This is a genomic window from Methylomonas sp. Kb3 (genome assembly GCF_002834115.1).
Lineage (GTDB): Bacteria > Pseudomonadota > Gammaproteobacteria > Methylococcales > Methylomonadaceae > Methylomonas > Methylomonas defluvii.
Genome location: NZ_PIZT01000067.1, coordinates 183,653 through 209,111, shown reverse-complemented (window position 1 = coordinate 209,111; position 25,459 = coordinate 183,653). Strand labels below are relative to the sequence as shown.

Below are 25,459 nucleotides of genomic sequence, written 5' to 3'. Positions count from 1 at the left end.
AAATGGTGGAGAATAAACAAGATCTTCCCGAAGATATTGCTGAAAACAGCCCCGGTTGGGAAAAGTCGGTGCTGGAGAAATTGGCGTTTGCCGCAATCGACGAACAGAAAGCGGCGCGCCGTTGGGGAATATTTTTCAAGTTGCTGACGTTTGCTTATTTGGCCGTTGTGCTGGGTATAGCGATTTATCCGAAATTCAAGGAGGATATCGAGTCCGGCACCTCCGAGCACGTGGCTATCATCGATGTATTGGGGCAGATTGTCGAAGGTGAGGCCGCCAGTGCGGATGTGGTGATCGAGGGCTTACGTGATGCGGCCAAGGATAAAAATGTCAAGGGTATCATCCTCAATATCAACTCACCCGGCGGCAGTCCGGTGCAATCTGCGTACATTTACGATGAAATCAGGCGCTTGAAAGCCAAGCATCCGCAATTACCGATTTATTCGGTAGTGGGCGATATGTGCGCATCCGGCGGTTATTATGTGGCCTCGGCTACCGACAAAATATTCGTCAATCAGGCCAGCATCATCGGCTCTATTGGAGTCATCATGAACGGCTTTGGCTTTACTAATGTATTGGACAAACTGGGCGTGGAGCGGCGTTTGTTAACCGCCGGCGCACACAAAGCCATGCTCGATCCGTTCTCGCCGGTCAATCAGCAAGAAAGCAAGCATATGCAGTCATTGCTGGACCAAGTACACCAACAATTCATCGGTGCGGTGCGGGAAGGACGCGGCAAGCGTTTGAAGGAAACCGAAGCGCCCGAGATGTTCTCCGGGCTGATTTGGACCGGCACCGAAGGCGTCAGGCTGGGATTGGCGGATGATTTCGGTAGCGTTGATAGCGTGGCCCGCGACCAGTTCGGCACCGAAGAGAAAGTAAACTTTACGCCGCAAGAACGCCTGATCGACCGCTTGGCCGGCAAGTTCGGCGCTTCGTTCGGTCATGCTATCGCCAGCCGTTTGCCTGTGCCGGCGATGCAGTAGTCCGGCGGGCATTATCCAAGTTATTTACTTAATTTTTGGCAAGACAGTTGCTTATCGATCAGCTTTTATGGATAATGCGCCACTCTTCAGCGTCTTGCTGATGTTTTATGGTTACTGTGTCGGTCCTCTCGCAACGATACGCTGTAAACCCCGCCAGGTCCGGAAGGAAGCAACGGTAGCAGCGGACTCGTGTGCCGGGATGTGGCTGGCGCAGTAGCCGCCCAACTCTTGCCTTTCCGCGTTGCTAATGGCTTATCAGGTTCTTGCCAGAAAATGGCGTCCCAGCAACTTCAAGCAGCTTGTCGGTCAGGAGCACGTCAGCCAATCGCTAATGCACGCCTTGCAACATGATAGATTGCATCATGCCTATCTGTTCACCGGCACCCGCGGCGTCGGCAAAACCACGGTGGCGCGGATTCTCGCCAAAGCCATCAACTGCGAAAGTCTAAAAGATTTCAACCCTTGCGGCGAATGCCGGGTTTGCCGAGATTTCGAGCAAGGCCGGTTCATGGACTTGATCGAAGTCGATGCCGCCTCCCGCACGAAAGTCGAAGATACCCGCGATCTCCTCGACAATGCCCAGTACGCACCCAATCAAGGCCGCTACAAAGTCTACTTAATCGACGAAGTGCATATGCTGTCCGGGCATAGCTTTAACGCCTTGTTAAAGACCCTGGAAGAGCCGCCGCCGCACGTCAAATTTCTGCTGGCTACCACCGATCCGCATAAAATTCCGGTCACGGTATTGTCGCGCTGTTTGCAATTTAATCTAAAACGATTGCTGCCGGAGCAAATCGACGCGCAAATGCAGTTCATCTTGGGCCAGGAACAAATTGCCTTCGAGCCTGCTGCGCTAAAAATGTTGGGCAGAGCCGCTGACGGCAGCTTGCGCGATGGCTTGAGCTTGCTGGATCAGGCCATCGTGTACGGTAGCGGCAGCGTCACGACGGATGCGGTGATCGGCATGCTCGGCACCGTGGCTCAGCAGCCTATCGACGATATGTTGCAGGCCTTGGCGGCAGGCGATGCGCGGGCTTTGCTGGCAGAAATCGCCGATGTCGCGGAGTTGACGCCGGATTTTGCCGATATTCTGCAGCAGATGTTGCGGGTGTTGCATCGGGTCGCGCTGTTACAGCAAATGCCGGATTTCGTCGATCAGGAATTTGATAAGCAATTATTGGACACTCTAGCCAAGACTTTATTGCCCGAAGACGTGCAACTGTATTATCAGATTGGCTTGCTTGGCCAACGCGATTTGCCGCTGGCGCCCGATCCGCGTAGCGGTTTTGAAATGGTCATGCTGCGGATGCTGACTTTCCGGCCGCAAACTGCGGAAGCCCAAACGCTTGAGCCGGCCAAATCGCCGGTCGTTAAGTCGGTTGCCAGTACGCCGGCGCCGGTTGCGGTTGTGGAGAGCAGCGCCAAATCCATCGAAGAGCCGCGTCCGTTATCAGTCTCACAAGTCGTCAAACCGAGCAATTGGACCGAGATTATAGCCGCGTTGAATATCAGCGGGCGTACCCGCGAACTGGCGAATAACTGCGTGTTGGACGGGATCGACGACAGCAGTTGCCGCTTGCTGCTCGATCCGAGCTTCCAGCAAGTCGGGACTAAAGCCGAGGACAACCTAAGGGTAGCATTGCAAAATTATTACGGTAAACCCTTAAAACTGTTGATAAGCAAGCAAGTAGAGCAGCAAATGACACCGGCGCTGGAAATGCAAAAAGCGCGCGAAGATCGGCAGCAAGCGGCAGTCGATAGCATTAATAGCGATGAAAATGTGCAGGCTTTGAAAGACACGTTTGGCGCTAGAATCATGCCTGGCAGTATCGAGCCACTGAATTAATATTGGAGAGACAATGATGAAAAATGCGCTAGCGGGCATCATGCAACAAGCCCAAAAAATGCAAGACAACCTTAAAAAAGCCCAGGAAGAATTGGGCGCGATGGAAGTGCAAGGCGAGTCCGGCGGAGGCTTGGTGACGATAGTGATGACCGGCAAACGCGAGGTCCGCAAGGTCAGTATCGACCCGTCTTTGGTGGGTGACGACAAGGATATGTTGGAAGACTTGGTGGCGGCGGCGATCAACGACGCGGTGCATAAAGTCGGTAAAATGAAAAAAGAAAAAATGGCCGATGTTACTGCCGGCATCCCGATCCCACCCGGTTTCCAAATGCCATTCTAAGCATGCAAAACCAAGGTCTGCTGAAAGAGTTGATCCAAAGCCTGTGCTGCCTGCCCGGCGTGGGCCCTAAATCGGCGCAACGCATGGCTTTCCATCTATTGCAGCGCAACCGTGACGGCGGCATGCAATTAAGCAAAATGCTCGCAAAAGCCGTCAACGAAATCGGCCATTGCCGCGAATGCCGGACTTTGACCGAAGCCGAGTTGTGCGAAGTTTGCGCTAATCCGCTGCGCGATGCGGAGACGATCTGCGTGGTCGAAAGTCCTGCCGACGTTTGGGTGATCGATCAAGCCACTACCTTCAAGGGCAAATACTTTGTATTGCATGGCCGCTTGTCGCCGTTGGACGGTATCGGTCCCGATCAGCTTGGCTTTGAGTTGCTCGAGCAACGCATGGCGAGCGGCCAGATCAAGGAAATCATCCTGGCGACCAATTCTACCGTCGAAGGGCAGGCTACCGCGCATTTCATCGGCGAAGTCGCCGGCAAACTCAATATCCGCGCCACGCGCATCGCGCACGGCGTGCCGATGGGCGGCGAGCTGGAATTTATCGACAGCGGCACCTTGGCGCACGCCTTTAACGGCCGCCGCGAATTTTAGGAGGACATATGAGTGATTGTTTGTTTTGCAAGATGGGCAGCGGTGAAATCAAGCCGGATGTGGTTTACGAAGACGAGCAACTACTGGCGTTCAGGGATATACACCCGCAAGCGCCCATGCATGTGTTAATCATCCCTAAGCGCCACGTCGCTAATTTAAATGATCTGGACGATGCCTTGCTGGGCGGATTGATGTTACAGACTGCTGCTAAAATTGCCGGTCAGCTAGGCTATGCGGAAAGCGGTTACCGAACTGTGTTCAACTGTAACGATGACGGCGGACAGACTGTGCACCACTTACATATGCATCTACTGGCCGGCAGGCAAATGCATTGGCCGCCGGGTTAACGCGGATATAAAAAGCATAAAAAAGCCGCGAAATTCGCGGCTTTTTTATGCTTGGGCAACTGCTCCATCAATGTCGTTCCAGCCAGTCCTTGATCTCCAGCGGGGTCATGGTCGCGCCACCCAATTCCCGCATAAAAAAGTCGAAGTAGCGCCGGCATTTTTCCAGAAACCGTTCAAGGTCCGCATCGCTGTTCACGTAAGGTGTGCCGCCCGGCATCACCGACGGCGAATGAAAGCTGAACACAAAGATTCGCACACCGTCGGCCAGTAAGGATTTGGTTAAGCGGCGCATCTCCGGCTCGCTGTAATCTTCAGGGGAAAGCCTAATGCGTTCTAGGAGTCGCAGCCTGGCGACTGCTCCCGAAATCTTGGCTTTGCGCAGCCAGGGATGCATCAGCTGCCGGTAAAGAGGCGTGCCACCCGCCCGCAATGTTCCCACGTAACCGCCCGAGCCGGGCAAGCTAAGCAGGCGGCGCTGATTGCCAAACCAAAACGGGTCACTGGTATAGCTGGAGTAGTCCGGGCCGCCGTCGGCGCTGTAATCAATAGACGCGGCCACGCTGATGTCGACCTCGTAGCCCAGTTCTTCGAGAATCTCGCCGGTATTGGGACCGAAGCCGTAACGGCCCGCGAGATAGGTTAACGGCGAGGTGCCGAACGAGCTTTTGATTTGCTCGGTGAGTATCCTGAGTTTTTCATATTCCAGCGCGCGCGGCAAATTGCCGGGATAGGAGTTGCGGGCGTTCAGTTCTTCATCGTGCGGTGGCGACACCCAGGGATGCAAATGCGCTCCAATCAGTGCTCGTCCCGAATCTGCGTAGGCTTTCAGCGGACCGAAAGCTTCTTCTTTCGAAGCAATCGGATAGTCGACCACATAGTTCGGCACAATCCCAAAACTATCGAAAACCTTCTGTGCCCGGTCGATGTGGCGCATATGCTTAACGCCGGTGGCCTGCCTGTCGTGCGGCTTGTTCCAATCGAACTCCTCCTCGGTATGGATGACTACCGACAAGATGGGGCGGGTTTCGCTGTCTACACGAATCAGTTTTCGTTCGCTCACTGGTTTAGCCCCACGATCTCGGAATAAAAGTTGCTGATGTCGGCTTCAGCCAGGGTGTCGCTGCGAAAGACTTTGTTGCGGTAGCCGGCCAGTTCGTGGCAGAGCAGTGGTAGCCGGGGCAGCAGGCGCGACTCGACTCGGGTGTAAAAACAACCTTTCTGTAACAGGTGTGAGCCGATGCTATTGCGGTAAATCAAAAACAGCTCGGGATCGCTGAATCCCAACACCAGCGCGCCGGGGACGCCTTTTAATCTGTTCGGTTTCCAGGTCACGAGACAATACGCGCCTGGTTTTCCAACTGCCAAGTGTCTAAGCCAGGGCAGGTGGCGGTGGTCATGGAATACCTTGGCATCGGCGGGCGCAAGCGCCTGTTCAATAGCATCGTGATCGGTAATTACACGTACGCCGCCAAGGCTGGCAAATGGCCAGGGAAGATTGGGCCACAGTGCGTGGCGTTCGTTCATGGGCTTGAACTTCAGGAACTGTAGCGTCTTCGATACCACTTCGGTCGGCGTTAGATCTGTGAAATGATAGCCGGGCTGGGAGACCACCGCCATCGCCAGCCGCATGCTTTGCGAGCGGAAGGCCTCCAGCACGCACCAGCTGGTGATGTTGCAGAATTGTTCCGGTTTACCGTGAATAATTCGCTCCGCATAAATCGCGCCGATGCCAGCGACAATTTTGCCTTCGTCGCGGATCAGAAAACCGTTGTTGGGCTTGGTTACGCCCCAGTTCTGCTGGAAAGCTTGCGCCCATTGCTCGGCACTGCGCTCAGAGCTCAGGTGTTCCGTGAGAAATTGGCAGAAAGCGAGCAGGTCGCCGTCTTGAATCGGTTCCAGCGTCGGCATGGCCATGATTATTCCTTCAGCGCGGTTGCATCAAATAGGCTGCGGTAGATTGTTTGGCTTACGCTTGTTTGCTGGACAGCAGAAAGTCGGTCATCGCATTAATCGAGCCGAGATTGTCGATGTTCATGTCTTCCTGTTTGATCCGAAAGTCGTAGCTGGCCTCAAACCAGACCACAAGTTCCAGAATGGCGCCGGAATCCAGCACACCGGTGGCCGGCAGGATGTCGTCGTCAGTAACGCCTGAGGCGTCCATGTCCAGCGCTATGGCTAGTTCTATTACCTTGGCGCGTATCGCGGCTTTAATCTCGTCGGGATTTAGGTTCATCTATCGGTGGCCTCTGGTTTATGTGAGTGGTTATGCCGGACGGGATAACGCCAGCAACACCTGTGCGACGTCGAAACCCGTGAGAACGCGGTGATCGTAAGTGGCACCCAGTACGGCCTTATCGGAATTTTTCGGCGCGGCGTGAGCAATAATCAGCGCTGTTTGCGGCGGTAGAATAGGGGTGTGGCGGCTGACATTCCAACGTGCCATGCTCGAAAACGATAGCGTAGCGCCGGTGGCTTCCTGCGGCGGCAGCTTGTGTGCCATGGCGTGGCGTTGTACCTCGCCGAGGGCGCTGATGAATTGTGCTGCGTCCATGTCTTGCGTGTCGCGCACCACGGTTAGGTAAAGCATCGCGCCAGCCTGCACGGTAAAGCCGATATTGACGGGTGTGTATTGAAAGCGCTGACCGTTGACTATCGTGGAGTTTATTATAGGGCGTTCGCGGCCCAATTCCGCCAAACGAAAGGCCATCAATGGCAGCAAGGGCGAGAGCATCAGCTTATGTTCCGCCGCATAGGCGGCGGCGCGTTCTTCCCAGGGTTTGGGGTCGTATTCGACTTCCAGATAGGCCGAGGCCGCAAAATCTCGATGCCAGGCAACTGTATGCAGCATGCCTGCCGATTCCGGCGACAATTCCTGCAAGTCTCCTGCAACCGCAGGTGTATCTTCCCGGCGGTTTACCGTTTGAGTAGTCGCGGCGGCTTTACCGGGCTTACCGCCCTTGCTCAACCAAGTCTCGATGTCGGCTACCGACAGACGTTCGCCGCTGACGGGGACGCGGGACGGGTCGATGTCCAGTTCCTTAAGCATGGCTCTGGCTTTTGCCGTGGGTTGGCGCACGGCGCTTGCTGTTGACGAAGTGTCCTTGGTTTCTTCCGGGATCGCTTCGTCGCGCGTCTCACCCAGCCAGAACATCACGGCGCCGACACGGATTTTTTGCCCCGGTTCGCAGTCGACTCGCAGCACGTAGCCGTCTTGTTCGGCGACCACATCTATCATGGATTTGTCGGTTTCGACGGTGGCGACCACGTCGCCGCTAGTGACGAACTCGCCTTGCTTGACGTCGATGCTGACGACGTCCACGAACTCGTCGTTGATGTTCACGCAGGGGACGGTTTGGAAAGTGGGCATGGCGGTCCTTTAAAAAAGGTCGAGAATTTGCTCGATTATCGATTGTTCGTCGGGAATAATGCTGCGCTCCAGGCTGCGGGCGGAGGCGATGGGCACGGGCGGTGTGCCGATGCGTAGAAACTGGCCCTTGAATCCTGATTCGAGCAAAGCGGCGGCGATTTCGGCGCTGACACCGAAGTCGTGGTGAGATTCCTCGATCACGACCACGCATTCTCGGGCTGCCAGATGCTTGATCAGCGATTCGCGCGGCAACGGCGACAGCAGCGACGGCGAGACGATTTCAACTTCCAGCTCTTCTTCGCTTTCCAGTCTGTTCGCCACGGCTTCGGTCATTGTCAGCATGCCGCCGTAGCTTACTAACGTTACATCAGGTTCATTCGCACCCCGGCGTAGGGTAGGGAACAAGTGGGTCGCCACATCATCCGTGGCCGGCAGCGCGACATAATCCGCCGGGTCCATTTTTTCGCCGTACAGCAGTTTGTGTTCCAGAAACAGCACCGGGTAGTGCCAGCGCAGCACCGCGTCGATTAACAGTTCGGCGACATTGTGCCTATGACTGCCGTAAACCACGGTCAGGCCTGGCACAGACGTAAACAGGTGCTCCGGGCTTTGGCTGTGGGTGGGGCCGTAGCCGCGCCGGCCGCCGCAAGGTGTGCGGATGACTATAGGCACGGAGGTGTCTGCAAACATGCCTGGGAATTTCACGGCATGGTTCAGCAGTTGATCCAGGCATAGCGACAGGAAATCGGCGAACATGATTTCCACGATGGGCAAGTAGCCGTCAAGCGACAAGCCAATAGACGAGCCGGTGATGCCTGCCTCGCTGATCGGTGTGGAAATGACGCGACCGGGAAATTCGCTGGACAGGCCTTGTGTGACTTTGAAGGCGCCGCCGTAGGGGTCGTGCAGGTCTTCGCCGATTAATAGCGTGCGCTGATCGGACTTGAGCAGGAATTGCAAGGCGGTGTTCAAAACCTGCCGCACGTTGCTGCCCGCCGCGATTGGCGGATAACTGGGCACTGGGTATTCAGGTTGAGCGGAGAAGATGTGTGTCGGTGTCTCGGCGAGCGTGGCTTCCGGGGACGCGTTGGCCGCTTGGCGTACCGTTTCCACGAATTCGCGATTGCGGGCTTCGATAGTTGCCAGCGTATCTGCCGGCAACTGCCTGGCCAAGGCGGCCAATGGATCTCGGGCGCGAATTTCTGCGAGTTCGTTTGGATCGCGCAGATCGTCGCCTTTACTGTGCGGGCCCATCCGCCGGGTATCGATTACCAGGAAGCCGGGGCCGCGACTCGCGCGCACTGCGCTGACGGCTTCCGCTACTTTGCGGCAGAATTCAGGATCATCGTCGGCAAGACGCCAAGTGGGTAGTCCGAATGCTGCGCCACGGGCTTGGATGTCGCCGCCCAGATTGTCGCGACTGACGGTAGTCTGAGAAATACCGTTGTTCTCGACCACGACCAGCAACGGTGCGTTCCAGACCGACGCCATATTCATGGCTTCGTAAACCAAGCCTTGGCCGAGTGTGCCGTCGCCTATGATGGCGGCCACGATTCCGGCGCTGTCGTGCAGCTTGCGCGCTAACGCTAAGCCGGCGCCGATGCCCAGCATGCCGCCCTGCACACCGTTACTGTGAAAATTACGATGGACCAGGTGTTGACTGCCGCCCCAACCGCCGCAAGCGCCGGCCTCCCGGCCCATAATTTCGCCAACCAGTCCGACAAAGTCTCCGGAATACGACAGGAAATGGCCGTGATTGCGATGATTGGAAAGCACGGCGTCATCGGGATGGTCCAAGGCGCGCACCACCGATAATGCGGTGAGCTCCTGGCCGATGCAGGTGTGGGTGGTGCCTGAAACGAGGCCGCGGGAAAATTGATCCAGCACCAATTCTTCGGTCAGGCGTATCAGGTGGCCATATGCATAAAGACTTGCCGGGTCGAGCTCGATTTGCGGCTTGCCGTGCTGGTCGCGCGTGAAGCCCGGCACTTGCCAAGTTTTATCGTCCGGAAGGCGAGCTACTGTGTGTGTATCCATGTATTGGTTCCGGCGGTCTTGGCTAGTGCTTTAGTCGAAAGAATATAATTTACGCGAACCTACTGTAGCACGCAAGATGGGATTGAGCTGGTCCGGAATGCAGAATCATGTGTTGGAAGGGACTAGTTGCGATTGCCCGGCGGCATCTTTTCTCTAAGTTTTAAGAAGCGCTGGTAGCGCTCTGCGGCAATTTGGCCCGCTTCTACCGCCAGCCGCACCGCACAATCCTTGTCATTGACATGCCGGCAGTCGTTGAAGCGACATTTGCCGATGTGCGGCTGAAATTCTCTATAACCCCAAGCCAGTTGCCCTTCCGACAAACCGGCCAAGCCAAATATGGCCACGCCGGGGCTGTCGATTAAATCGCCGCCGCCCGGTAAATGGTAAAGCGTCGCGGCCGTGGTGGTATGGCGGCCGTGGCGGGTGATTTCCGATACAGTGTTGGTTCTTAGGTTCCGGTCCGGCAATAGTGCATTCGTCAAAGACGATTTTCCAACCCCGGATTGGCCGGCGAACATGCTGGTCTGCTGTGCCAAAACCTGTTGTAAACCCTGAATACCAACCGCTTGTTTGGCGCTGACTCTATGTAGGCTATAGCCCAAGTTTTGATAATAAGCCAGTTCTGCCTCGACGGCGGGTGATAGCGGCAAGTCGATTTTATTGAGTACTAGCGCCGCATCGATATTGCAGTTTTCGCAAATCGCCAGATATTGATCCAGCAGCAGAAAATCGCATTCCGGTTCGGCGGCGAAGACGATGAAAATGGTATCCAGATTGGCCGCTACCGGCCGGGTGTCGTTGCCGCGGCTCGGGCGTTGCAACACCGAGCGCCTGGGCATTATTTGCTCGATGCGGCCTTGCTCGGGTGAGGACATCGATAGCATCACCCTGTCGCCGACCACCACAGTGTCCAGTTTACGTAGTGTTTGGCAAAGCACGAGCTGCTCGACGGTTACACCGGCATCGTCGCTCACCTCGACAGCAATCCCCTTGCCGAGATGGGCGACGACCAAGCCTTGGTGCAAGTCTGCCATCAGGCGGACTGCATCTTTTGTTCGATATGCGCTATGCGGATCGCGGCGGGCGGATGGCTGTAATGAAATGCGGAGTACAAGGGGTCGGGGGTCAGCGTGCTGGCGTTTTCTTCGTAAAGTTTCACCAAACCGCTGATCATTTTGCTGCCTTGGGCATTTCGGGTCGCAAAGTCGTCGGCTTCGAACTCGAATTTACGTTGAAAATAGGCGCTGATCGGTTGCATAAACGTGGTGAAGACCGGCGATACCAGCATAAATAGCAATAATGCGGCAGCGTTGGAATGGGTAGTGACCCCCAAACCGTCGAAAAACCAGTCCTGGGTAATCAACCAGCCTAGCACCGCAAAGCTGATCAAGGTCATCACCGACGAAGCCACCAGCATCTTGATGGTGTGCTTGCATTTGAAATGGCCCAACTCGTGTGCCAAAACCGCTTCCAATTCTTCCTCGTCCAGCGAATTGACCAGCGTATCGAAGAACACGATGCGCTTGTTATTGCCCAGGCCGGTGAAATAAGCGTTGCCATGGCCGGAACGGCGTGAACCGTCCATAATGAAAATGCCGTTGCTGCTGAAGCCGCAGCGTTCCAATAGGCCTTGAATACGTTGCTTCAAAGAGCCTTCCTGCATCGGCTCGAATTTGTTGAACAGCGGTGCGATCAAGGTCGGAAACAGCCAGCTCATCAACAGAGAGAAACTCATGATGATCGCCCAAGCATATAACCACCATAGGCTACCGATACTGTCCATGACCCATAGAATCAGAGCCAGAATCGGCAAACCTATCGCCAGCGTCAAGCCCATGGACATTAGTTGGTCTTTCACGAACTGCGGCAGTTTGCTTTTGTTGAAGCCGTATTTTTCCTCAATGACAAAGGTTTGGTAAAGGCTAAACGGGATTTCAATTACAGTCATCAGCAGAAAAATGCTGGCCATTGACAACAAGCTGGCCATCAGTGGCGACAAATCGAAGGTTGACCAGAAATCGAACACCAGGCTGATGCCGCCACCCAAGGTCAGCGCCAGCAGAAATACCATGCCGACCACGCTGTCGATGTCGCCCAGTTTGCTTTTCTCTATGGTGTAATCGGCAGCCTTTTGGTGCGCGCTGAGTGACACTCGGTCTTGAAAGGCGGTCGGCACCTGCTCGCGATGCTGTAAAACGTAGGATTTCTGGCGCATTGCCAGCCAAAATTGGATGCCGTAGGAAAGGACTAAAGCCGCTAAAAAAATGCCGGTAAACGTGTTCATCAAGCCTATGTAGGTGGGGTTAACAATTAGCGGTACAGATTAGCTAATGCTACAATTTGCCGCAACATTATTAATACCATGGAATGAAAATGGCTCAAGATGCCGACAATCTTATCTGGATCGATCTGGAAATGACAGGCTTAGATCCTGATAACGATCTGATCATCGAAATCGCCACGGTAGTGACCGACAAAAATCTGCAAATCCTGGCCGAAGGGCCGGTGATGGCGGTGCATCAGTCTGACGCGGCGCTGGCGGCAATGGACGACTGGAACCAGAAGCACCATGGGCAGTCCGGATTGATTCAGCGGGTGAAGGAATCAAAAATCGACGCGGCCGAAGCGGAAGCGCTAACCATCGCGTTTTTGCAAGAATGGGTGCCGGCCAGAACGTCACCGATCTGTGGAAACAGCATTTGTCAGGACAGGCGCTTTCTCTATCGCTACATGCCCAAATTGGAAGCCTATTTCCATTACCGCAACCTGGACGTCTCCACCGTTAAGGAACTAGCCGCGCGCTGGGCGCCGCAGTTAAAGGATGGCTTTAACAAACAAGCCTCGCACAAAGCGCTGGACGACATCATCGAGTCCATCGAAGAATTACGGTACTACCGGGAAACGTTCTTTAAATTCTGATGTTGCAATTGTTCGCGGTCGCTCTTGGCGGCGCCATAGGCTCCATGTTGCGCTATCTGGCCTCCAGCGGCGTATATCTGTGGCTGGGCCGGGGCTTTCCTTACGGTACCTTGACGGTCAATTTGCTCGGCTCATTTTTGATCGGGCTGATGACCGAAGCGTTGATTCTGCAACGTCTGACGATTGCCTTGGAATACCGCACCGCGATTCTGGTCGGCGTGATGGGTGGATTTACCACTTTTTCCAGCTTTTCTCTGGAAACCTTTTATTTGCTGGAACAGGGACAACTCAGCAAGGCCGGTCTGAATATTGTAGCCAGCGTGTTCGGTTGCCTGTTAGCGGTATGGGCCGGTTTGGCGCTAGGCAAAGGCTTGTTTTTCTATTCGCAGGGCACAATTCGTGTGTTCGACTGGCCGTTTCCCTATGCATTGACGCTGGTTAATGGCATCGGCGCGTTTTTGATCGGCATCGTCGCCACGGTGTTGATGCACAAACTGTCCATTTCAATAGAATACCGGGCCATTTTAGTGACCGTTCTGATTGGTTTATTCATCACGCTGTCCGGCTTATATTTGATTCTCTACCTGCTGGAAAGTGGTCATTCCTTCGAATCGCACATGGGTGCGATGCTGACCGTTTTTCTAAGCAACATCGTGTTTTGCGCCGCCGCACTGTGGACCGGCTTGTGGCTGGGCAAGCAGGTATAGCCGTCGTTTTATCTCTTTTTTCAATTCAGGATCTTTAACATCATGCTAGACCCCCGTTTATTTAGAAGCGACCTGGAACTGGTTATGCAACAGCTGCAAAGACGCGGCTTTCAATTCGATGCCGCCGCTTATCAAGCTCTGGAGGACCGGCGCAAAGAGGTTCAGGTCAAAACCCAGGAGTTGCAAAACGAACGTAATACCCGCTCCAAAGCCATCGGCCAAGCCAAAGCCAAGGGCGAAGATGTGCAACCCTTGCTGGATCAGGTGGCGGATTTGGGCGATCAACTGAAAGCAGCGGAATCCGAGTTAAACAACATTCAAAACCAATTGAGCGTGCTATTGGAAGGCATCCCCAATATTCTCGATGAAGCAGTACTTGCCGGTAAAAGCGATGCGGATAACCAGGAAGTGAGCCGCTGGGGCGAGCCGCGCCAATTTACATTTACTCCAAAAGACCACGTCGACTTGGGTGAGCCGCTGGGCATGAATTTCGAGCTGGGCGCGAAAATCGCCAGTGCCCGTTTCGTGGTATTGGCCGGCAAGCTTGCGACCTTGCAGCGCGCTATCATTCAGTTGATGTTGAATACGCATATCAACGAGCACGGCTATCAGGAAACCTACGTGCCGTTCCTGGCCAATGCCGATAGCCTGCGCGGTACCGGCCAATTGCCCAAGTTTGAAGCCGATCTGTTCACGGTCAAAAACGATCCGACGTTTTACCTGATCCCGACCGCCGAAGTGCCGGTCACCAATATCGTCCGCGATGTGATCGTCGAAGCCAAACAAATGCCGCTGAAATTTGTTTGCCATTCGCCGTGTTTTCGCAGTGAAGCCGGTGCCTACGGCAGCGACGTGCGCGGCATGATACGCCAGCATCAATTCGAAAAAGTCGAGCTGGTGCAAATCGTCACCCCGGAAACCTCCGCGCAGGCTCATGAAGCACTCACTGCGCACGCCGAAGCTATTTTGCAAAAGTTGAATTTGCCGTATCGCAAAGTGTTGCTGTGCGCGGGCGACACTGGCTTTTCATCGTCCAAAACTTACGATTTGGAAGTCTGGTTGCCGGGCCAGCAGAAATACCGCGAGATTTCGTCTTGCAGCAACTTCAAGGATTTCCAGGCGCGGCGTCTGCAAGCGCGCTGGCGCAATCCGGAAACCGGCAAGCCGGAGTTGGTGCATACCTTGAACGGTTCCGGTTTGGCAGCCGGCCGCACCTTAATAGCGGTGATGGAAAATTATCAAAACGAAGACGGCTCCATCACCGTGCCGGAGGCTTTACGGCCTTATTTGGGCGGTATCGAAAAGATTCAATAACTTACAATCAGTCAGGTCTTTGGCGGCAGTGAAATAGTTTGGATACGAAACTATCATCGGGTATTATCGCCGCCGAGGCCGTTAAATCAGTCAAAAATCAATAGTTTGCCGATTTAACAGACGCCTCGTAAATTAAAAACTATAACGAGGGGGTATTATGAGTGAAGCAAATGAAGTGCAAGGACCAACTTTGTATGAACGCATCGGCGGCGAAGCGGCGGTGAATGCCGCAGTAGATGTGTTTTACGGCAAAGTGATGGGGGATTTTCGGATCAACCGCTTTTTTGAAAGAACCGACATGGCTAAACAAGCCGAGCATTTAAAAACCTTTATGACGGTGGCTTTCGGCGGTCCCAACAACTACACCGGACGTTCCTTGCGCGACGGCCACGCTCGCTTGGTAAAAATGGGTTTGAACGACTCCCATTTCGACGCGGTCATGGAGCATCTAGGCGCGACTATGCAAGAGCTGAATGTGCCTGCCGAACTCATCGCGGAAGCCGCGGCACTGGTGGAAAGCGTTAGAGGCGAAGTGCTGGGTAAATAGAATGGGTTCCGCTACCTGGGTGCCTGCACAAATCGGGTAGCGGCTTCTCTTGCTAGATATTCAGTTTGAATTGCGTGGTTAGTTTTTGTAAGTTTTCCGCTAGCTGATTCAGCTGGCGGGCTTCGGCGGTAGTCTGATTAGCCCCGCTACTGGTGTGTTCCGACAAATTGGTAATGTGGACGATATTCCGATTGATTTCCTCCGTCACAGCCGTTTGCTCTTCGGCCGCGCTGGCAATTTGCAGGTTCATCGCGTCGATGGTTTCCACCGATTGGCTGATCGCTTCCAGGGATTGCATGGCCTCCCGAGATTTCTCCACACCCACATTAGCTTGCGTACGGCTTTGCTGCATCACGGTGACCGCTTTGCGCGATCCGGCCTGTAATTCGCCTATCATATTTTCGATTACGGCAGTCGATTCTTGGGTACGGCTTGCCAGGCTGCGAACTTCATCCGCCACTACCGCAAAACCGCGGCCGTGTTCGCCGGCGCGGGCGGCTTCAATGGCGGCATTCAATGCCAATAAGTTGGTTTGTTCGGCGATACTTTTAATCACATCCACCAAAGAGCCTATGGATTCGCTGCTTTTTTCCAGACTTTGAATCACATTGGCAGCACCTTCGATGTCTTTAGCCAATTGGCTGATCGATAGTGTGGCGCTTGCCACGACACTTTGACCGTTTTTTGTTTGCTCGTTAGCGGTGCTGGCCGCTTGGGCCGCCGTATTGGTGGTGGAGGCAACGTCCTGGATGGTCGCGCTCATCTGGTTCACCGCGGTCGCAACCGAGGTGATTTCTTCGCGTTGCCGGTCGAGATGAGTCGCACTTTGGTTGGCAACTGTGTAGACTTTTTGCGCCGACGTATGCAATTCGGCACTGGTATGAATGATTTCTTTCAGCAAAGCCGAACTAGTGTCTATCATGGCGTTAAAGTTTTCGGCAATCTCCCGCATTTCATCGTTGGCATCAATATGTATTCTCGCGCTCAGGTCGTTTTGGGCAACGCGCTTAGTTGCGAGGTTAATTGCGGTTATGTTGCGATTGACCGACTTGGTTAAGCCCAGCAATAGCACAATGACCACCAACAACACCCCGATTAACCCGGCCAGCGTAAATTGTAAAAACTGTTCGGCTGCCGCGCTGCGGGTGCGAAAAAGCAGGTCGAGTTCGGCTATCAGTCCGGTGTAAAGCTGGTAAGACTGGGTGATGGCTTGGGTGGAGGTTTCGAATACCGTATCGCTACCAACAGAAATGGTTTCGCTTTCGACCAATTGCTGGCGTAATAAACCGAGCATGGTTTGCAAGGCTGTTCGGTAGTTTTCATTGGTGCCGCGCAAGTTTCGCGACACCTCGGGGTTTTCCGCAAACGCCACGGCCAAGCCTTCATCCACCTTGCGGGCATAGGTTTCTATATTAGCGATTAAGATCAACAGCTTGGTCAAGGATTGCGGTGTGTGACTACCTTTGGCGGCGATGCCGGACGCCAGCGCCCGCGTTTGCCCCATCACTTCGATTAATTCGGGCAAATCGGCCGTCAGTACGAAGCCCATATGAAAGCTATCCAGCTTGGGGTCGAGGATGATGCCGGACGTGTTCGAAATATGGGTTAGTAGCTTCAAGCCATCGGCAATCAACACGTTATGAGCGGTTATCACTGCACTTAACTCTTGATCCTGGGAGTGTGTTTTGATGTCGTTCCACTGTTGGCGGAGCTTGGCGAGCATGTCGTCGGTTTGCAAGGCCTCATGCAGTTCGCGGTCGGTTTTTTCCAGTTCCGCAAAATAGCCATCGATTTCTTCGCGTTTACTCGTGATGCGTTCCTTAAATTGGGTTGCGCCGTTGCGAAACGCGCTGGTCATGCCCCGATGCTGCTGAATGTGTTCGATTGGTTTTCTGAGGGCGGCGATGTAACTTAGGCCATGGCGTTCTTGCGCCAAGGAGTCGATTTCCTGTTGAAATTGTCTGATCAAGGTGCCGGCCATGAACAGCATCGGGATCAGCACGATGCTGAATAGCAGCGCAAATTTTGCGGGATAGCGCAGCCTATCCATCAAGGCGATTGCGGGCGAAATGACAAAATCCATAGTTAAGATCCTGGCGATGTTGTGGGGGCGCGTGTCTGGGCAACTATAGTTGCTTTATGTTTTTTGGAAAGTATCTAGTAAATTTAATCGGCGGCGTGTTTGTTAAGCAGTTTTATGTTCTATAGGCGGGCAATCAGCAGGATCGCCGCCGAAACGATTAAACAGCTTCCCGCCAGCCAAGCCCCTGGACGGGACGGCTTCTTCGAAACTCGCAACATGATGAGGGTTGTCAGGGAAATCAGTAAGGCCGGATACGCTATCATAATCGCCAACGCCGGCAGTGCGGTGTTTGGGCCGGCTTCTTCAAGCGTGTAATAGCTGAAACAGCCTAAACCGGGCAGCGCTAGTATCAGCCCCAAAATCAATAATTTATGATAGAAAGCGTTCACGCTAAACAGCCTTTAGTGGTTGTGTTGCCAAAAGTATATAACTTGTCGAAAACCCTTGATCATGGCTGGCCGGAAGTAGCGCTTCTATAGGGCGGGAAAATTTGCCTAAAGCCTGATTTATTGGATTATGATGCACTGAAACTCGCAAGATGGCGGTTATTTTTTGACCGTCTAACCCGCTTTGAGGAGTAGTTATGCAATACGATTCCGGTGTTTGCCGAACATTGGTAGCTTTCAGTTTGGGTTTTTGGCTATTGCCATGCGCTGCAGCGGAACTCACTCGAGAAGGCGTTATCGCGATTATAGCCGAGGCCGGCAGTCAGCAGCCGAACTTGATCAAGAAAGACCTGTCGGGTTTGGATTTATCCGGAATCGATTTCAATAAAGCCGACCTGTTTTCCAGCAATCTTGACGGGGCAAAGCTAACGGCAGCTAAAATGGTAGGTGTCAATCTCAATCTTGCGCAGATGCGTAATGCGAATTTGCAGAATGCCGATTTATCCTATGCCAGCCTATATGGCGTACTGATGGATTATGCCGACTTATCCGGCGCGGACCTGAGCCGCAGCCGCGTCACCGGATCGCTGAACAATGTTAATTTCGCCGGCGCCAAATTAAAACAGGCCAATTTAGGTCCCAATTCGGCGAGTCCGCGGCAACTGCGCGATAAGTTGGAAATGAACAATGCGATACTGAACAATGCGGATTTGAGCGACGCGAATTTTAATTACGCGCTGATGAGCAATACATCGCTCCGGCATGCCAATTTGAGCGGCGGTCAGTTTATTTGGGCTGACTTGTCCGGCGCCAATTTAGATGGCGCGACCATTTCCGGCGCGGATTTTAGAAGTGCCAAGTTTGATGATGCAAATTTGACTAATGTGACAGGGGCCGATACAGCCCTGGGCTTTAAAAAATGAGCGTATGGCCGGCCAGGATGAGTTCAAGCTAAGACATTGCTGCAAGCATTGCGCCGGATGTCGATAATCGCAAAGCCGACAAAGCGGGCAGCGGATAGAAGCCGGCGCAATTAATATCGGCAAAATGCGCGTCATCGGCAAAAACTAGGTTCAATTGCGATGTCAGCCGGTTGGGGACACGATACCAAGGCATTAAACCGCTCGGTTGAGCATCGACTGGGCCCGTTGCGTTGAAATCCAGCTTGCCTTGTTCATTGCAATAGGCCATTTGCGTATAGGCATTGGCAATAAAATTCAGCCGTTTCCAGCCGCGCAGTTTGGCATGCCAGCGCGACTGGTCTTGCTTGCGGTTTTCCAGAAACGCCGCGTAATTGCTTCCCGATAAAACCGATTCCACTTCATACGCAAAAGTCAGCGCCTGACTAAAGCTCCATTCGCCGGGAATCCCGGCATGCACCAGCGTAAAATTAAGCTTGGCATCGTGATGAATCAGGCTACGCAGTCGTAGCCATTTCAATAATTCGTCCCGGTCCGGGGCGGTAAGAATTTCATCCAAGGTATCTTCCGGGGCCAATGGCGTATAGCCCAGCGCAACGCTCAAGAGATGGAGTTCTTGTTTGCCCAATACCACAACAGTTGCTTTGCCCAGGCTTTTCACGTAACGCAGTACTTGTAAAGATTCCGGCCCGTGATTGATAAGATTGCCGGCAAACCACAGTCGATCTTCCAATGGGTCAAAGCCGATGGTGGTCAGCCGTTGCATCAGTGCTCGGTAATCGCCGTTTACGCTGCCGATGGCATAGGTAGTCATAGGTATTTAAATTCCAAAGCCAGGTCTGAACAAATCTCCGGCCATGACCGGAAGGTCAGCGCAAAGCCGGCATATTGCCTGAACCCTATCAATTTTGATGCCATTAATCTTGGCGCCGGATTTCAGCGGAAGACGATCCTGCCAACTCACTGATTATGTGTTGGAAATAGATGAAAATGGCCAATATGCTGATCGGACTAACCTGGTTCGTTCCCCACTAAATCCGCAGTTTTGCCGGTGAAATGTAAAGTAATCGACACGCTTTGCCGCGCTGATTAACTAAGCCCATCATTCCTGCTGGTGATACTCAGACTGTCGCTTTATTCGACAAGCCGGCAAGGAATTCACTATATGTAAAATCTATTGAAGCCATAAAAACAATCAATTTTATTTACTCCAGGAGTTTGTTCACAATGGTCTCCAAGCTGGATCGGTTGAATTTCCAATCAGAATTCCAGTGATTTATTAACCCAGGCCGACATACCGTTCTTATCGAACGAGATGCAGAAACAGATAGGGCCGGGTTCATAACCATTATTACCAGGAGACCTATCATGAAAACCTTAAATACCATCCAATTGGCTATCGTCCTTACTGCCGCTCTTGTCTCGACAAGTGTTCAAGCACAGGGTGATCGCATCGCCTCCGGCGGCTTTTTAAATAGTTGGGTTGCTGAAGTGGTTTACGACAATCCCGCGCACAATCGCGGCATACATAGTTATCCCAATCCGCTTGCGCCGGTTGTGGTAGCGGAAAAAGATATGATTTATGTTGATAAAGCCCATGGTCAAGCTATTTACAGCTATCCCAGAAATACCAAATGAGCTCAACTCACGGCGGACGCCTTCGGGCGTTCCGCCAGTATTGCCCAAATAGTCACTTCGCTGTAATGCTCGCGAAAGCGGGAATCCAAGATTACCATTGAGCGAAGATAATTAAGGGCCGGGCTAAAAGAATTTTATCTTCCCGGAAACCAAGGTTTTAGGCGCGTCTAAGGGCGTGGTTGATAATCTTGAACAGGTTCAAACCAGCTGATTGGAATAAGCGCTTACAAAGCCCGTACTAATAGCACAGGCATCCACGGGCTCACCAATAACAGAAAGCCGGTAAACCAGATATCGAAGGTAGGGCGCAACGCCGGAGCTTCCAGTTGGTCGGCGGCCGGATTGCTGGGGGCGAATATTAATACCAAAGCCACCAACAGCATCAGCGGCGGCGCGAACAAAAATCCGAGCAATATTCCCCAGGCCGAAGAGCCGATGTCGCGGCAGCGTTTTATCATGGCGGATACCCCGAATAAGCCGCATGCCAGGGCGATAATCAAATAGAACGGCACGGCATATTCGTCGGACGACCCGCTGGTCGTTATCTGATGCGCATACAGGGGTAGCGCCAAAGCATTCAGCAAAGCCGGCAGGCCTAAAGCGATGTATCGAGAACGGTCGTAACGCAGCATGGTTCTATCTATTCCCTAAATTTGCAGTTAACCGGATCGCCTAGGTTAGCTCAGCGGCTGGCGATTGCCAATTTTTGCGTGTTTTTTGATGATCCCCGCACTAGGATTAGGGGTTGTTTTGGTGGCTTTATTGGTTACTGCTCCGTTCATGACTACTGCTGATACACTTACAGCGAACCCGGTCCTATTCATAACGGGTATGCCGCCATAGTCGCAATCCGCCAGGCAAATGCGCAATGATAAAAAAAATCGATGTAGCCGACCTGAAGCCCAAGATGTTTATCCACGACATCAACTGCCCGTGGATAAACCACCCGTTCTTGCGCAACAGCTTTTTGATTGAATCCGCTCAAGACATCGAAAAAATCGCCGCCTACGGCATTTGCCAGGTCTACATAGACACCGCGCTCGGCCCGGATATGCCGGAAGCTCCATCCGTTCATGACATAAACCGGCAGCTTGACGAACATATGCAGCACTTGGGGCGCACGCTCAAGCGCGTGCCGCCGCAGGTTAGCGTCGAAAAAGAACGTGTAAAAGCCAAGCAAGTCTGCCGCGAAGCCAACCGCATCGTACACAACGTCCTCCAGGATTGCCGCTTGGGTAAGCAGGTCGAATTGGAGCAGGTAGAGCCGGTGGTTTCCAATATCATCGATTCGATTTTCCGTAACCCGGACGCCATAGTCAGTCTGCTCAGAATCAAGCAGGCTGATAAATATACTTTTCAGCATTCCGTGGCGGTCGGCACCTTGCTGATTAGTTTTTGCAGAGCTTTGGATATAGACCGCAAGCTTATCGAACAGGTCGGCCTGGGTGGTTTATTGCACGACATCGGCAAAATGCAGGTGCCGAATAACATTCTGAACAAACCTGGAAAACTGACGGAAAGCGAATTTGAGATCATGAAAAATCATGTGCGCTACGGCTGTCAATTACTGGAGAAAACGCCGGGTATTTCACCCATCACGCTCAATGTCGCAGCCGAACACCACGAATGCTACAACGGCAGTGGTTATCCACTAGGCCTGAAGGGCGATGAAATCAGCCTTTACGGGCAGATGGCTGCGGTAGTGGACGTATACGATGCACTGACATCCACGCGGGTTTATCACACCGGCATCGAACCCACCGAAGTGCTAAGAAAGTTATTGGAATGGAGCGACCATCATTTCAATCTGACGCTGGTGCATCAATTTATTCGCAGCATCGGCATTTATCCGGTCGGCACCTTAGTACGACTGGAGAGCGGTTATTTGGCCGTCGTGGTCGAGCAACATCATGAAAACCTGCTACATCCCCGGGTGAGAGTGGTATTCAATGCCCGGACGCGCTGCTACACACCTCCCGCAGATTTTGATCTGTCCAAACCCGGTTGTAATGATCGGATTACCTCGTTTGAGGTGCCCGCGAAGTGTGGGGTCGATCCTCAGCGCTATTTATAGTCACAGTGAAGTTGCCGTCTGATTTTATGACGCTGTATTGGGCTACCTACGCGGCCCAATACAGGTTTATGCATGTTTTGGCTGGCAACAGCTATTCAGCTTCTATGGCGATAGGCGCGCCTGATTCATCGACTGGCTGCACAAATTCAAATAACTTGGAGCCGGTATTGATCACTTCGACGTTACCCTGAAAACCACTGCGCGCAGCAACATTTTTGCAGAATGTTCTTTTGATAAAGCCGGTCGTACATTTATTGGTGCCGTTGCTCAGATCGTCGGCTATGGTCCAGCCTTCCGGACAAATAATCGTGGGAATATCGAAGGTTTTACATACCGGTTTAGGTGTGGTGCCGCCACCGGTCGGCTGGGCATGGGCAATGGCGCTGGCGCCGAACAAAACAGTGCTTAGGAAAAATAATTTTGGCGTTTTCATGTGATACCTCTTCGATGATGATCATTGATCAAGCTCCCTGGGGGGGGTGGCATGAAGAATCCCTTTCGAAGAGGAGATTAAGATTTAGGCGCGGGTTTTGATATGAACTATTCCATCCGGCCCGGCGGGATTAATTCACAGCTATAGCCTGCGCTATTGGATTTATTTGAGCACCTATTAGGCTAAGCACAATCTTGCTGCCAATCATTGATGATCTGACATATTTGGGCCAAACCATCGCTAAGTGCCGCCGGTCCTGGCTGTAAAATATCGCAAGATTTAATTTCGTAGACTCGTTGTTGTTGTACGGCCGGAATGCTGTCCCAACCGGGGCGGGCAGCCAGGTGATCCGGGCGGAATTTTTTACCGCACCAGGAGCCGATGATGATGTCAGGCGCGCGCCTTACCACTTCCTGAGGATCGGCGATGATGCGCTGTTTGGCGGAATGTTCCGTGGCCAATTCGGCAAAGCAGTCCTCACCGCCGGCGATGCCAATCAACTCCGATACCCAGCGGATACCGGAAATCATCGGCTCATCCCATTCTTCAAAATACACCTTGGGACGTCTGGCAAAACTTAGGCTGCGCAGGCGGGTGGTTTCCAGTTGTTGCCGGTACTGCGCCACCAGCGTAGCAGCTTTTTCCGGGACGCCGACCATCGCGCCCAGCAAGCCTATCATCTGCAAAATACCGTTGACTGAGCGTTGATTGAACACATGCACAGCAATACCGTTACGGATTAACTCCGCCGCAATCTCAGCTTGCAAATTCGAAAAGCCCAGCACCAGATCAGGCTCTAGCGCTAGGATTTTATCGATTTTGGCGCTGGTAAACGCCGAGACCTTGGGTTTTTCCTGGCGAGCCTGCGCCGGTCGGACAGTATAGCCGGAGATGCCGACGATACGAGCTTGCTGGCCCAGCAAATACAAGGTCTCGGTGGTTTCGTCGGTTAAACAGACGATGCGTTCGGGGTAGTCCATTAGTTTTCCAAATTAGGTCATCAGGGGTTTTTAACGAATTTCCAGCGGCCAATAAAAACCGCCTAACAGCGTATAGCCGAAAGGCGGTGTCATCAGCTCAGAATGCTTTACGGCTTAGCTGGCTTTGATCAAGCTAGGATCGTAATCTTCCGGCGCTTCAAAACCCAGCAGATTCAAAATAGTCGCAGCCACATTCGACAAGCCGGCTTTCGGCAAATCGTCGCGGAGTGCGTAGCCAGGATTTTCCCCGGACACCAACACGAACGGTACCGGATTCAAGGTGTGCGAGGTTTTGGCCTTGGTGCGGCCCTCTGCATTGCGGGTGACATTGCCTTTTTTATCCAGCTCGTACATTTCGTCGGCATTGCCGTGGTCGGCGGTGATGATTGCCGTGCCGTTCATCTCCAAAATCACCGGAATCAGACGTGCCAATTGCAGATCCAGGCCTTGCATCGCGGTTACCGCCGCCTCGAAATTGCCGGTGTGGCCGACCATATCACCGTTGGCATAATTGACCCGCAGGTACTTATATTTGCCGCTACGCACCGCGTCGATCAGGGTGTCGGTGATCTCGGCGCATTTCATCCAGGGCCGTTGTTCGAAAGGCACTACATCGCTGGGGATTTCCACGTACGTTTCGGAGGCCTCGTCGAATTTGCCGGAGCGGTTGCCGTTCCAGAAATAGGTCACGTGGCCGAATTTTTGGGTTTCGCTGATGGCGTATTGGCTGATGTCGTTTTTAGCTAGGTATTCGCCCAGTGTGCGGTCTATGGTAGGTGGCTCGACCAGAAAGCGTGGCGGCAGTTTGGTATCGCCGTCGTATTGCATCATGCCGGCGTAAGTCACTTTCGACAGCGGGCCACGCTCGAAGGGGCTGAATTGTTCTTCGGTAAAGGCGCGGGAAATTTCGATAGCGCGGTCGCCGCGGAAGTTGAAAAAAACCACCGCGTCGCCGTCGACTATAGTACCGAGAGGCTTGCCGTCTTTGGCAATCACGAAGCCGGGCAAATCCTGGTCGATAACATTGGCTTCGTTGCGGAAGGTTTCAATTGCTTCGTGGGCGCTGGCAAATTGCCGGCCCAAACCCAGCACGTGGATGTCCCAGCCGCGTTTGACCATCGACCAGTCCGCTTCGTAACGGTCCATGGTGATTTGCATGCGGCCGCCGCCGGAAGCAATCGCCACATCAAAATCCGCGCCGCGCAAGCCGTCCAGATAGGCTTCGAACGGATCGACGTACTCCAAAGCTGACGTTTCGCCGACGTCGCGGCCATCCAGCAAAATGTGGATACGCACTTTAGCCACGCCTTCTTGCTTCGCTTGCTCGATCATCGCTTTCAAATGGTCGATATGCGAATGCACGTTCCCATCGGAGAACAGACCTAAGAAATGCAAAGTGCCGCCTTGTTTGGCGGTAGCGACCACCTCATGCCAGGCATGGCCTTGCCAGAGATGGCCGCTGCTGATCGATTCGGCGACCAGTTTCGCGCCTTGGGCAAACACCCGGCCGGCACCGAAGGCATTGTGGCCGACTTCGCTATTACCCATGTCTTCGTCGCTGGGCATGCCCACTGCGGTGCCGTGCGCCAGCAGCGTGGTCATCGGATAGCTGGCCATGTAACGGTCCAGATTTGGGGTGCGCGCGGCTTTAACCGCGTCGCCGTCTTCGCGCGGCGAAATGCCGACGCCATCCAGAACGATGGTAACGACAGGGCCGGGGCAGGTGGGAAAACGGGAAGATTTTGTTAATTTCATGGTGTTATGTCAGTGAGTGGTACGTCAGAAGTTAAAAGAAACAGGGTTTAGCGATTTAGATTTGTGTGACGGCTGAGCGGTCAAAATGCCCGACATCATACCTGATCAGCGACGTCCAGCAGCGCGTCAGGATAAAAGAAGGCGTTGGCGATGGTGACTTCATGTAGCATATGTAAGTGCG

Annotated in this window: 26 protein-coding genes and 1 other RNA gene; 13 read left to right on the top strand and 14 right to left on the bottom strand. The window is 53.3% G+C overall.

Annotated elements, in window-relative coordinates; translation table 11 throughout:
* Window positions 1-2 precede the first annotated feature (2 nt).
* The 6 genes from sppA (at window position 3) to CWO84_RS18140 (ending at window position 4,118) form a co-directional block, all read left to right on the top strand.
* On the top strand, window positions 3-986 hold the full coding sequence (sppA, locus tag CWO84_RS18165) for a signal peptide peptidase SppA (protein ID WP_033157798.1): 984 nt from the start codon (window positions 3-5) through the stop codon (window positions 984-986).
* 117 nt (window positions 987-1,103) lie between these two features.
* An RNA gene (gene ffs, locus CWO84_RS18160) (signal recognition particle sRNA small type) lies at window positions 1,104-1,200 on the top strand.
* Between the two features lie 33 nt (window positions 1,201-1,233).
* Window positions 1,234-2,832 carry a DNA polymerase III subunit gamma/tau gene (gene dnaX, locus CWO84_RS18155; RefSeq protein WP_033157799.1) on the top strand — a complete coding sequence of 533 codons (1,599 nt, stop codon included), beginning with the start codon at window positions 1,234-1,236 and terminating at the stop codon, window positions 2,830-2,832.
* 16 nt (window positions 2,833-2,848) lie between these two features.
* The gene (locus tag CWO84_RS18150) at window positions 2,849-3,172 is read left to right on the top strand and encodes a YbaB/EbfC family nucleoid-associated protein (RefSeq protein WP_026147014.1); all 324 of its coding nucleotides are present in this window, start codon (window positions 2,849-2,851) and stop codon (window positions 3,170-3,172) included.
* A gap of 2 nt (window positions 3,173-3,174) precedes the next feature.
* Entirely contained in the window at window positions 3,175-3,771 is a 597-nt protein-coding gene (recR, locus tag CWO84_RS18145) for a recombination mediator RecR (RefSeq protein WP_033157800.1), read from the top strand.
* Window positions 3,772-3,779: 8 nt separating this feature from the next.
* On the top strand, window positions 3,780-4,118 hold the full coding sequence (locus tag CWO84_RS18140) for a histidine triad nucleotide-binding protein (protein WP_033157801.1): 339 nt from the start codon (window positions 3,780-3,782) through the stop codon (window positions 4,116-4,118).
* Window positions 4,119-4,185: 67 nt separating this feature from the next.
* Here the strand turns inward: CWO84_RS18140 and CWO84_RS18135 are convergent, their stop codons facing one another.
* The 7 genes from CWO84_RS18135 to CWO84_RS18105 form a co-directional block, all read right to left on the bottom strand.
* Window positions 4,186-5,178 carry a polysaccharide deacetylase family protein gene (locus CWO84_RS18135; RefSeq protein ID WP_101054370.1) on the bottom strand — a complete coding sequence of 331 codons (993 nt, stop codon included), beginning with the start codon at window positions 5,176-5,178 and terminating at the stop codon, window positions 4,186-4,188.
* Entirely contained in the window at window positions 5,175-6,032 is an 858-nt protein-coding gene (locus tag CWO84_RS18130; protein ID WP_033157802.1) for a hypothetical protein, read from the bottom strand. The genes CWO84_RS18135 and CWO84_RS18130 overlap by 4 nt, the downstream gene beginning before the upstream one ends.
* 52 nt (window positions 6,033-6,084) lie before the next feature.
* Window positions 6,085-6,351 (bottom strand): acyl carrier protein, encoded by a 267-nt coding sequence (locus CWO84_RS18125; protein ID WP_101054368.1) that lies wholly within the window; start codon window positions 6,349-6,351, stop codon window positions 6,085-6,087.
* A gap of 30 nt (window positions 6,352-6,381) precedes the next feature.
* The gene (locus CWO84_RS18120) at window positions 6,382-7,485 is read right to left on the bottom strand and encodes a 2-oxo acid dehydrogenase subunit E2 (RefSeq protein WP_101054365.1); all 1,104 of its coding nucleotides are present in this window, start codon (window positions 7,483-7,485) and stop codon (window positions 6,382-6,384) included.
* A 9-nt stretch (window positions 7,486-7,494) separates the two neighbouring features.
* The gene (locus CWO84_RS18115) at window positions 7,495-9,522 is read right to left on the bottom strand and encodes an alpha-ketoacid dehydrogenase subunit alpha/beta (RefSeq protein WP_101054363.1); all 2,028 of its coding nucleotides are present in this window, start codon (window positions 9,520-9,522) and stop codon (window positions 7,495-7,497) included.
* A 122-nt stretch (window positions 9,523-9,644) separates the two neighbouring features.
* Window positions 9,645-10,556, bottom strand: coding sequence for a ribosome small subunit-dependent GTPase A (rsgA, locus tag CWO84_RS18110; protein WP_101054360.1), 912 nt, complete (start codon window positions 10,554-10,556; stop codon window positions 9,645-9,647).
* Window positions 10,556-11,806, bottom strand: a complete 1,251-nt coding sequence (locus CWO84_RS18105) for a M48 family metallopeptidase (RefSeq protein WP_033157806.1) — start codon at window positions 11,804-11,806, stop codon at window positions 10,556-10,558. The genes rsgA and CWO84_RS18105 overlap by 1 nt, the downstream gene beginning before the upstream one ends.
* Window positions 11,807-11,895: 89 nt before the next feature.
* On the opposite strand from CWO84_RS18105, the gene orn reads away from it, so the two are divergent.
* The 4 genes from orn (at window position 11,896) to CWO84_RS18085 (ending at window position 15,009) form a co-directional block, all read left to right on the top strand.
* Entirely contained in the window at window positions 11,896-12,441 is a 546-nt protein-coding gene (orn, locus tag CWO84_RS18100; RefSeq protein WP_033157874.1) for an oligoribonuclease, read from the top strand.
* The gene (crcB, locus tag CWO84_RS18095) at window positions 12,441-13,148 is read left to right on the top strand and encodes a fluoride efflux transporter CrcB (RefSeq protein ID WP_033157807.1); all 708 of its coding nucleotides are present in this window, start codon (window positions 12,441-12,443) and stop codon (window positions 13,146-13,148) included. Before orn ends, crcB begins: the two co-directional genes overlap by 1 nt.
* Before the next feature lie 42 nt (window positions 13,149-13,190).
* Window positions 13,191-14,462 (top strand): serine--tRNA ligase, encoded by a 1,272-nt coding sequence (gene serS / locus CWO84_RS18090; protein ID WP_101054356.1) that lies wholly within the window; start codon window positions 13,191-13,193, stop codon window positions 14,460-14,462.
* A gap of 157 nt (window positions 14,463-14,619) precedes the next feature.
* Window positions 14,620-15,009, top strand: a complete 390-nt coding sequence (locus CWO84_RS18085; protein WP_033157809.1) for a group 1 truncated hemoglobin — start codon at window positions 14,620-14,622, stop codon at window positions 15,007-15,009.
* Between the two features lie 52 nt (window positions 15,010-15,061).
* Here CWO84_RS18085 and CWO84_RS18080 read toward each other — a convergent pair whose 3' ends face one another.
* A complete protein-coding gene (locus tag CWO84_RS18080) occupies window positions 15,062-17,092 on the bottom strand; it encodes a methyl-accepting chemotaxis protein (RefSeq protein WP_033157810.1) in 2,031 nt (676 codons plus the stop codon).
* 119 nt (window positions 17,093-17,211) lie between these two features.
* On the bottom strand, window positions 17,212-17,481 hold the full coding sequence (locus CWO84_RS18075) for a hypothetical protein (protein ID WP_033157811.1): 270 nt from the start codon (window positions 17,479-17,481) through the stop codon (window positions 17,212-17,214).
* 194 nt (window positions 17,482-17,675) lie between these two features.
* On the opposite strand from CWO84_RS18075, the gene CWO84_RS18070 reads away from it, so the two are divergent.
* The gene (locus tag CWO84_RS18070) at window positions 17,676-18,401 is read left to right on the top strand and encodes a pentapeptide repeat-containing protein (RefSeq protein WP_033157875.1); all 726 of its coding nucleotides are present in this window, start codon (window positions 17,676-17,678) and stop codon (window positions 18,399-18,401) included.
* A gap of 28 nt (window positions 18,402-18,429) precedes the next feature.
* Here the strand turns inward: CWO84_RS18070 and CWO84_RS18065 are convergent, their stop codons facing one another.
* Window positions 18,430-19,212 (bottom strand): symmetrical bis(5'-nucleosyl)-tetraphosphatase, encoded by a 783-nt coding sequence (locus tag CWO84_RS18065; protein ID WP_101054353.1) that lies wholly within the window; start codon window positions 19,210-19,212, stop codon window positions 18,430-18,432.
* Window positions 19,213-19,766: 554 nt separating this feature from the next.
* Here CWO84_RS18065 and CWO84_RS18060 point away from each other — a divergent pair.
* Window positions 19,767-20,036: a hypothetical protein gene (locus tag CWO84_RS18060; protein ID WP_033157813.1), complete on the top strand. Its 270-nt coding sequence runs from the start codon at window positions 19,767-19,769 to the stop codon at window positions 20,034-20,036.
* A 224-nt stretch (window positions 20,037-20,260) separates the two neighbouring features.
* Here CWO84_RS18060 and CWO84_RS18055 read toward each other — a convergent pair whose 3' ends face one another.
* Window positions 20,261-20,668, bottom strand: a complete 408-nt coding sequence (locus CWO84_RS18055) for a DUF805 domain-containing protein (protein WP_033157814.1) — start codon at window positions 20,666-20,668, stop codon at window positions 20,261-20,263.
* A gap of 236 nt (window positions 20,669-20,904) precedes the next feature.
* Between CWO84_RS18055 and CWO84_RS18050 the strand changes: the two genes are divergently transcribed.
* Window positions 20,905-22,110, top strand: a complete 1,206-nt coding sequence (locus tag CWO84_RS18050; protein ID WP_101054349.1) for an HD-GYP domain-containing protein — start codon at window positions 20,905-20,907, stop codon at window positions 22,108-22,110.
* A gap of 91 nt (window positions 22,111-22,201) precedes the next feature.
* Here CWO84_RS18050 and CWO84_RS18045 read toward each other — a convergent pair whose 3' ends face one another.
* The 3 genes from CWO84_RS18045 to gpmI form a co-directional block, all read right to left on the bottom strand.
* Window positions 22,202-22,543, bottom strand: a complete 342-nt coding sequence (locus tag CWO84_RS18045) for a hypothetical protein (RefSeq protein WP_101054346.1) — start codon at window positions 22,541-22,543, stop codon at window positions 22,202-22,204.
* 182 nt (window positions 22,544-22,725) lie between these two features.
* The gene (locus CWO84_RS18040; RefSeq protein ID WP_033157817.1) at window positions 22,726-23,523 is read right to left on the bottom strand and encodes a cobalamin-binding protein; all 798 of its coding nucleotides are present in this window, start codon (window positions 23,521-23,523) and stop codon (window positions 22,726-22,728) included.
* Window positions 23,524-23,637: 114 nt separating this feature from the next.
* Window positions 23,638-25,278, bottom strand: coding sequence for a 2,3-bisphosphoglycerate-independent phosphoglycerate mutase (gpmI, locus tag CWO84_RS18035; protein WP_101054343.1), 1,641 nt, complete (start codon window positions 25,276-25,278; stop codon window positions 23,638-23,640).
* Window positions 25,279-25,459: the final 181 nt, after the last annotated feature.

What these genes read in the sequence shown, in the direction of transcription:
- gpmI (WP_101054343.1), bottom strand. Translation starts at nt 25,278, where the DNA reads ATGAAATTAACAAAATCTTCCCGTTTTCCCACCTGCCCCGGCCCTGTC.
- CWO84_RS18125 (WP_101054368.1), bottom strand. Translation starts at nt 6,351, where the DNA reads ATGAACCTAAATCCCGACGAGATTAAAGCCGCGATACGCGCCAAGGTA.
- CWO84_RS18120 (WP_101054365.1), bottom strand. Translation starts at nt 7,485, where the DNA reads ATGCCCACTTTCCAAACCGTCCCCTGCGTGAACATCAACGACGAGTTC.
- CWO84_RS18105 (WP_033157806.1), bottom strand. Translation starts at nt 11,806, where the DNA reads ATGAACACGTTTACCGGCATTTTTTTAGCGGCTTTAGTCCTTTCCTAC.
- CWO84_RS18055 (WP_033157814.1), bottom strand. Translation starts at nt 20,668, where the DNA reads ATGCTGCGTTACGACCGTTCTCGATACATCGCTTTAGGCCTGCCGGCT.
- CWO84_RS18040 (WP_033157817.1), bottom strand. Translation starts at nt 23,523, where the DNA reads ATGGACTACCCCGAACGCATCGTCTGTTTAACCGACGAAACCACCGAG.
- crcB (WP_033157807.1), top strand. Translation starts at nt 12,441, where the DNA reads ATGTTGCAATTGTTCGCGGTCGCTCTTGGCGGCGCCATAGGCTCCATG.
- CWO84_RS18080 (WP_033157810.1), bottom strand. Translation starts at nt 17,092, where the DNA reads ATGGATTTTGTCATTTCGCCCGCAATCGCCTTGATGGATAGGCTGCGC.
- CWO84_RS18115 (WP_101054363.1), bottom strand. Translation starts at nt 9,522, where the DNA reads ATGGATACACACACAGTAGCTCGCCTTCCGGACGATAAAACTTGGCAA.
- CWO84_RS18065 (WP_101054353.1), bottom strand. Translation starts at nt 19,212, where the DNA reads ATGACTACCTATGCCATCGGCAGCGTAAACGGCGATTACCGAGCACTG.
- sppA (WP_033157798.1), top strand. Translation starts at nt 3, where the DNA reads ATGGTGGAGAATAAACAAGATCTTCCCGAAGATATTGCTGAAAACAGC.
- CWO84_RS18085 (WP_033157809.1), top strand. Translation starts at nt 14,620, where the DNA reads ATGAGTGAAGCAAATGAAGTGCAAGGACCAACTTTGTATGAACGCATC.
- serS (WP_101054356.1), top strand. Translation starts at nt 13,191, where the DNA reads ATGCTAGACCCCCGTTTATTTAGAAGCGACCTGGAACTGGTTATGCAA.
- dnaX (WP_033157799.1), top strand. Translation starts at nt 1,234, where the DNA reads ATGGCTTATCAGGTTCTTGCCAGAAAATGGCGTCCCAGCAACTTCAAG.
- CWO84_RS18050 (WP_101054349.1), top strand. Translation starts at nt 20,905, where the DNA reads ATGATAAAAAAAATCGATGTAGCCGACCTGAAGCCCAAGATGTTTATC.
- CWO84_RS18140 (WP_033157801.1), top strand. Translation starts at nt 3,780, where the DNA reads ATGAGTGATTGTTTGTTTTGCAAGATGGGCAGCGGTGAAATCAAGCCG.
- CWO84_RS18060 (WP_033157813.1), top strand. Translation starts at nt 19,767, where the DNA reads ATGAAAACCTTAAATACCATCCAATTGGCTATCGTCCTTACTGCCGCT.
- CWO84_RS18045 (WP_101054346.1), bottom strand. Translation starts at nt 22,543, where the DNA reads ATGAAAACGCCAAAATTATTTTTCCTAAGCACTGTTTTGTTCGGCGCC.
- recR (WP_033157800.1), top strand. Translation starts at nt 3,175, where the DNA reads ATGCAAAACCAAGGTCTGCTGAAAGAGTTGATCCAAAGCCTGTGCTGC.
- CWO84_RS18150 (WP_026147014.1), top strand. Translation starts at nt 2,849, where the DNA reads ATGAAAAATGCGCTAGCGGGCATCATGCAACAAGCCCAAAAAATGCAA.
- rsgA (WP_101054360.1), bottom strand. Translation starts at nt 10,556, where the DNA reads ATGGCAGACTTGCACCAAGGCTTGGTCGTCGCCCATCTCGGCAAGGGG.
- CWO84_RS18070 (WP_033157875.1), top strand. Translation starts at nt 17,676, where the DNA reads ATGCAATACGATTCCGGTGTTTGCCGAACATTGGTAGCTTTCAGTTTG.
- orn (WP_033157874.1), top strand. Translation starts at nt 11,896, where the DNA reads ATGGCTCAAGATGCCGACAATCTTATCTGGATCGATCTGGAAATGACA.
- CWO84_RS18130 (WP_033157802.1), bottom strand. Translation starts at nt 6,032, where the DNA reads ATGGCCATGCCGACGCTGGAACCGATTCAAGACGGCGACCTGCTCGCT.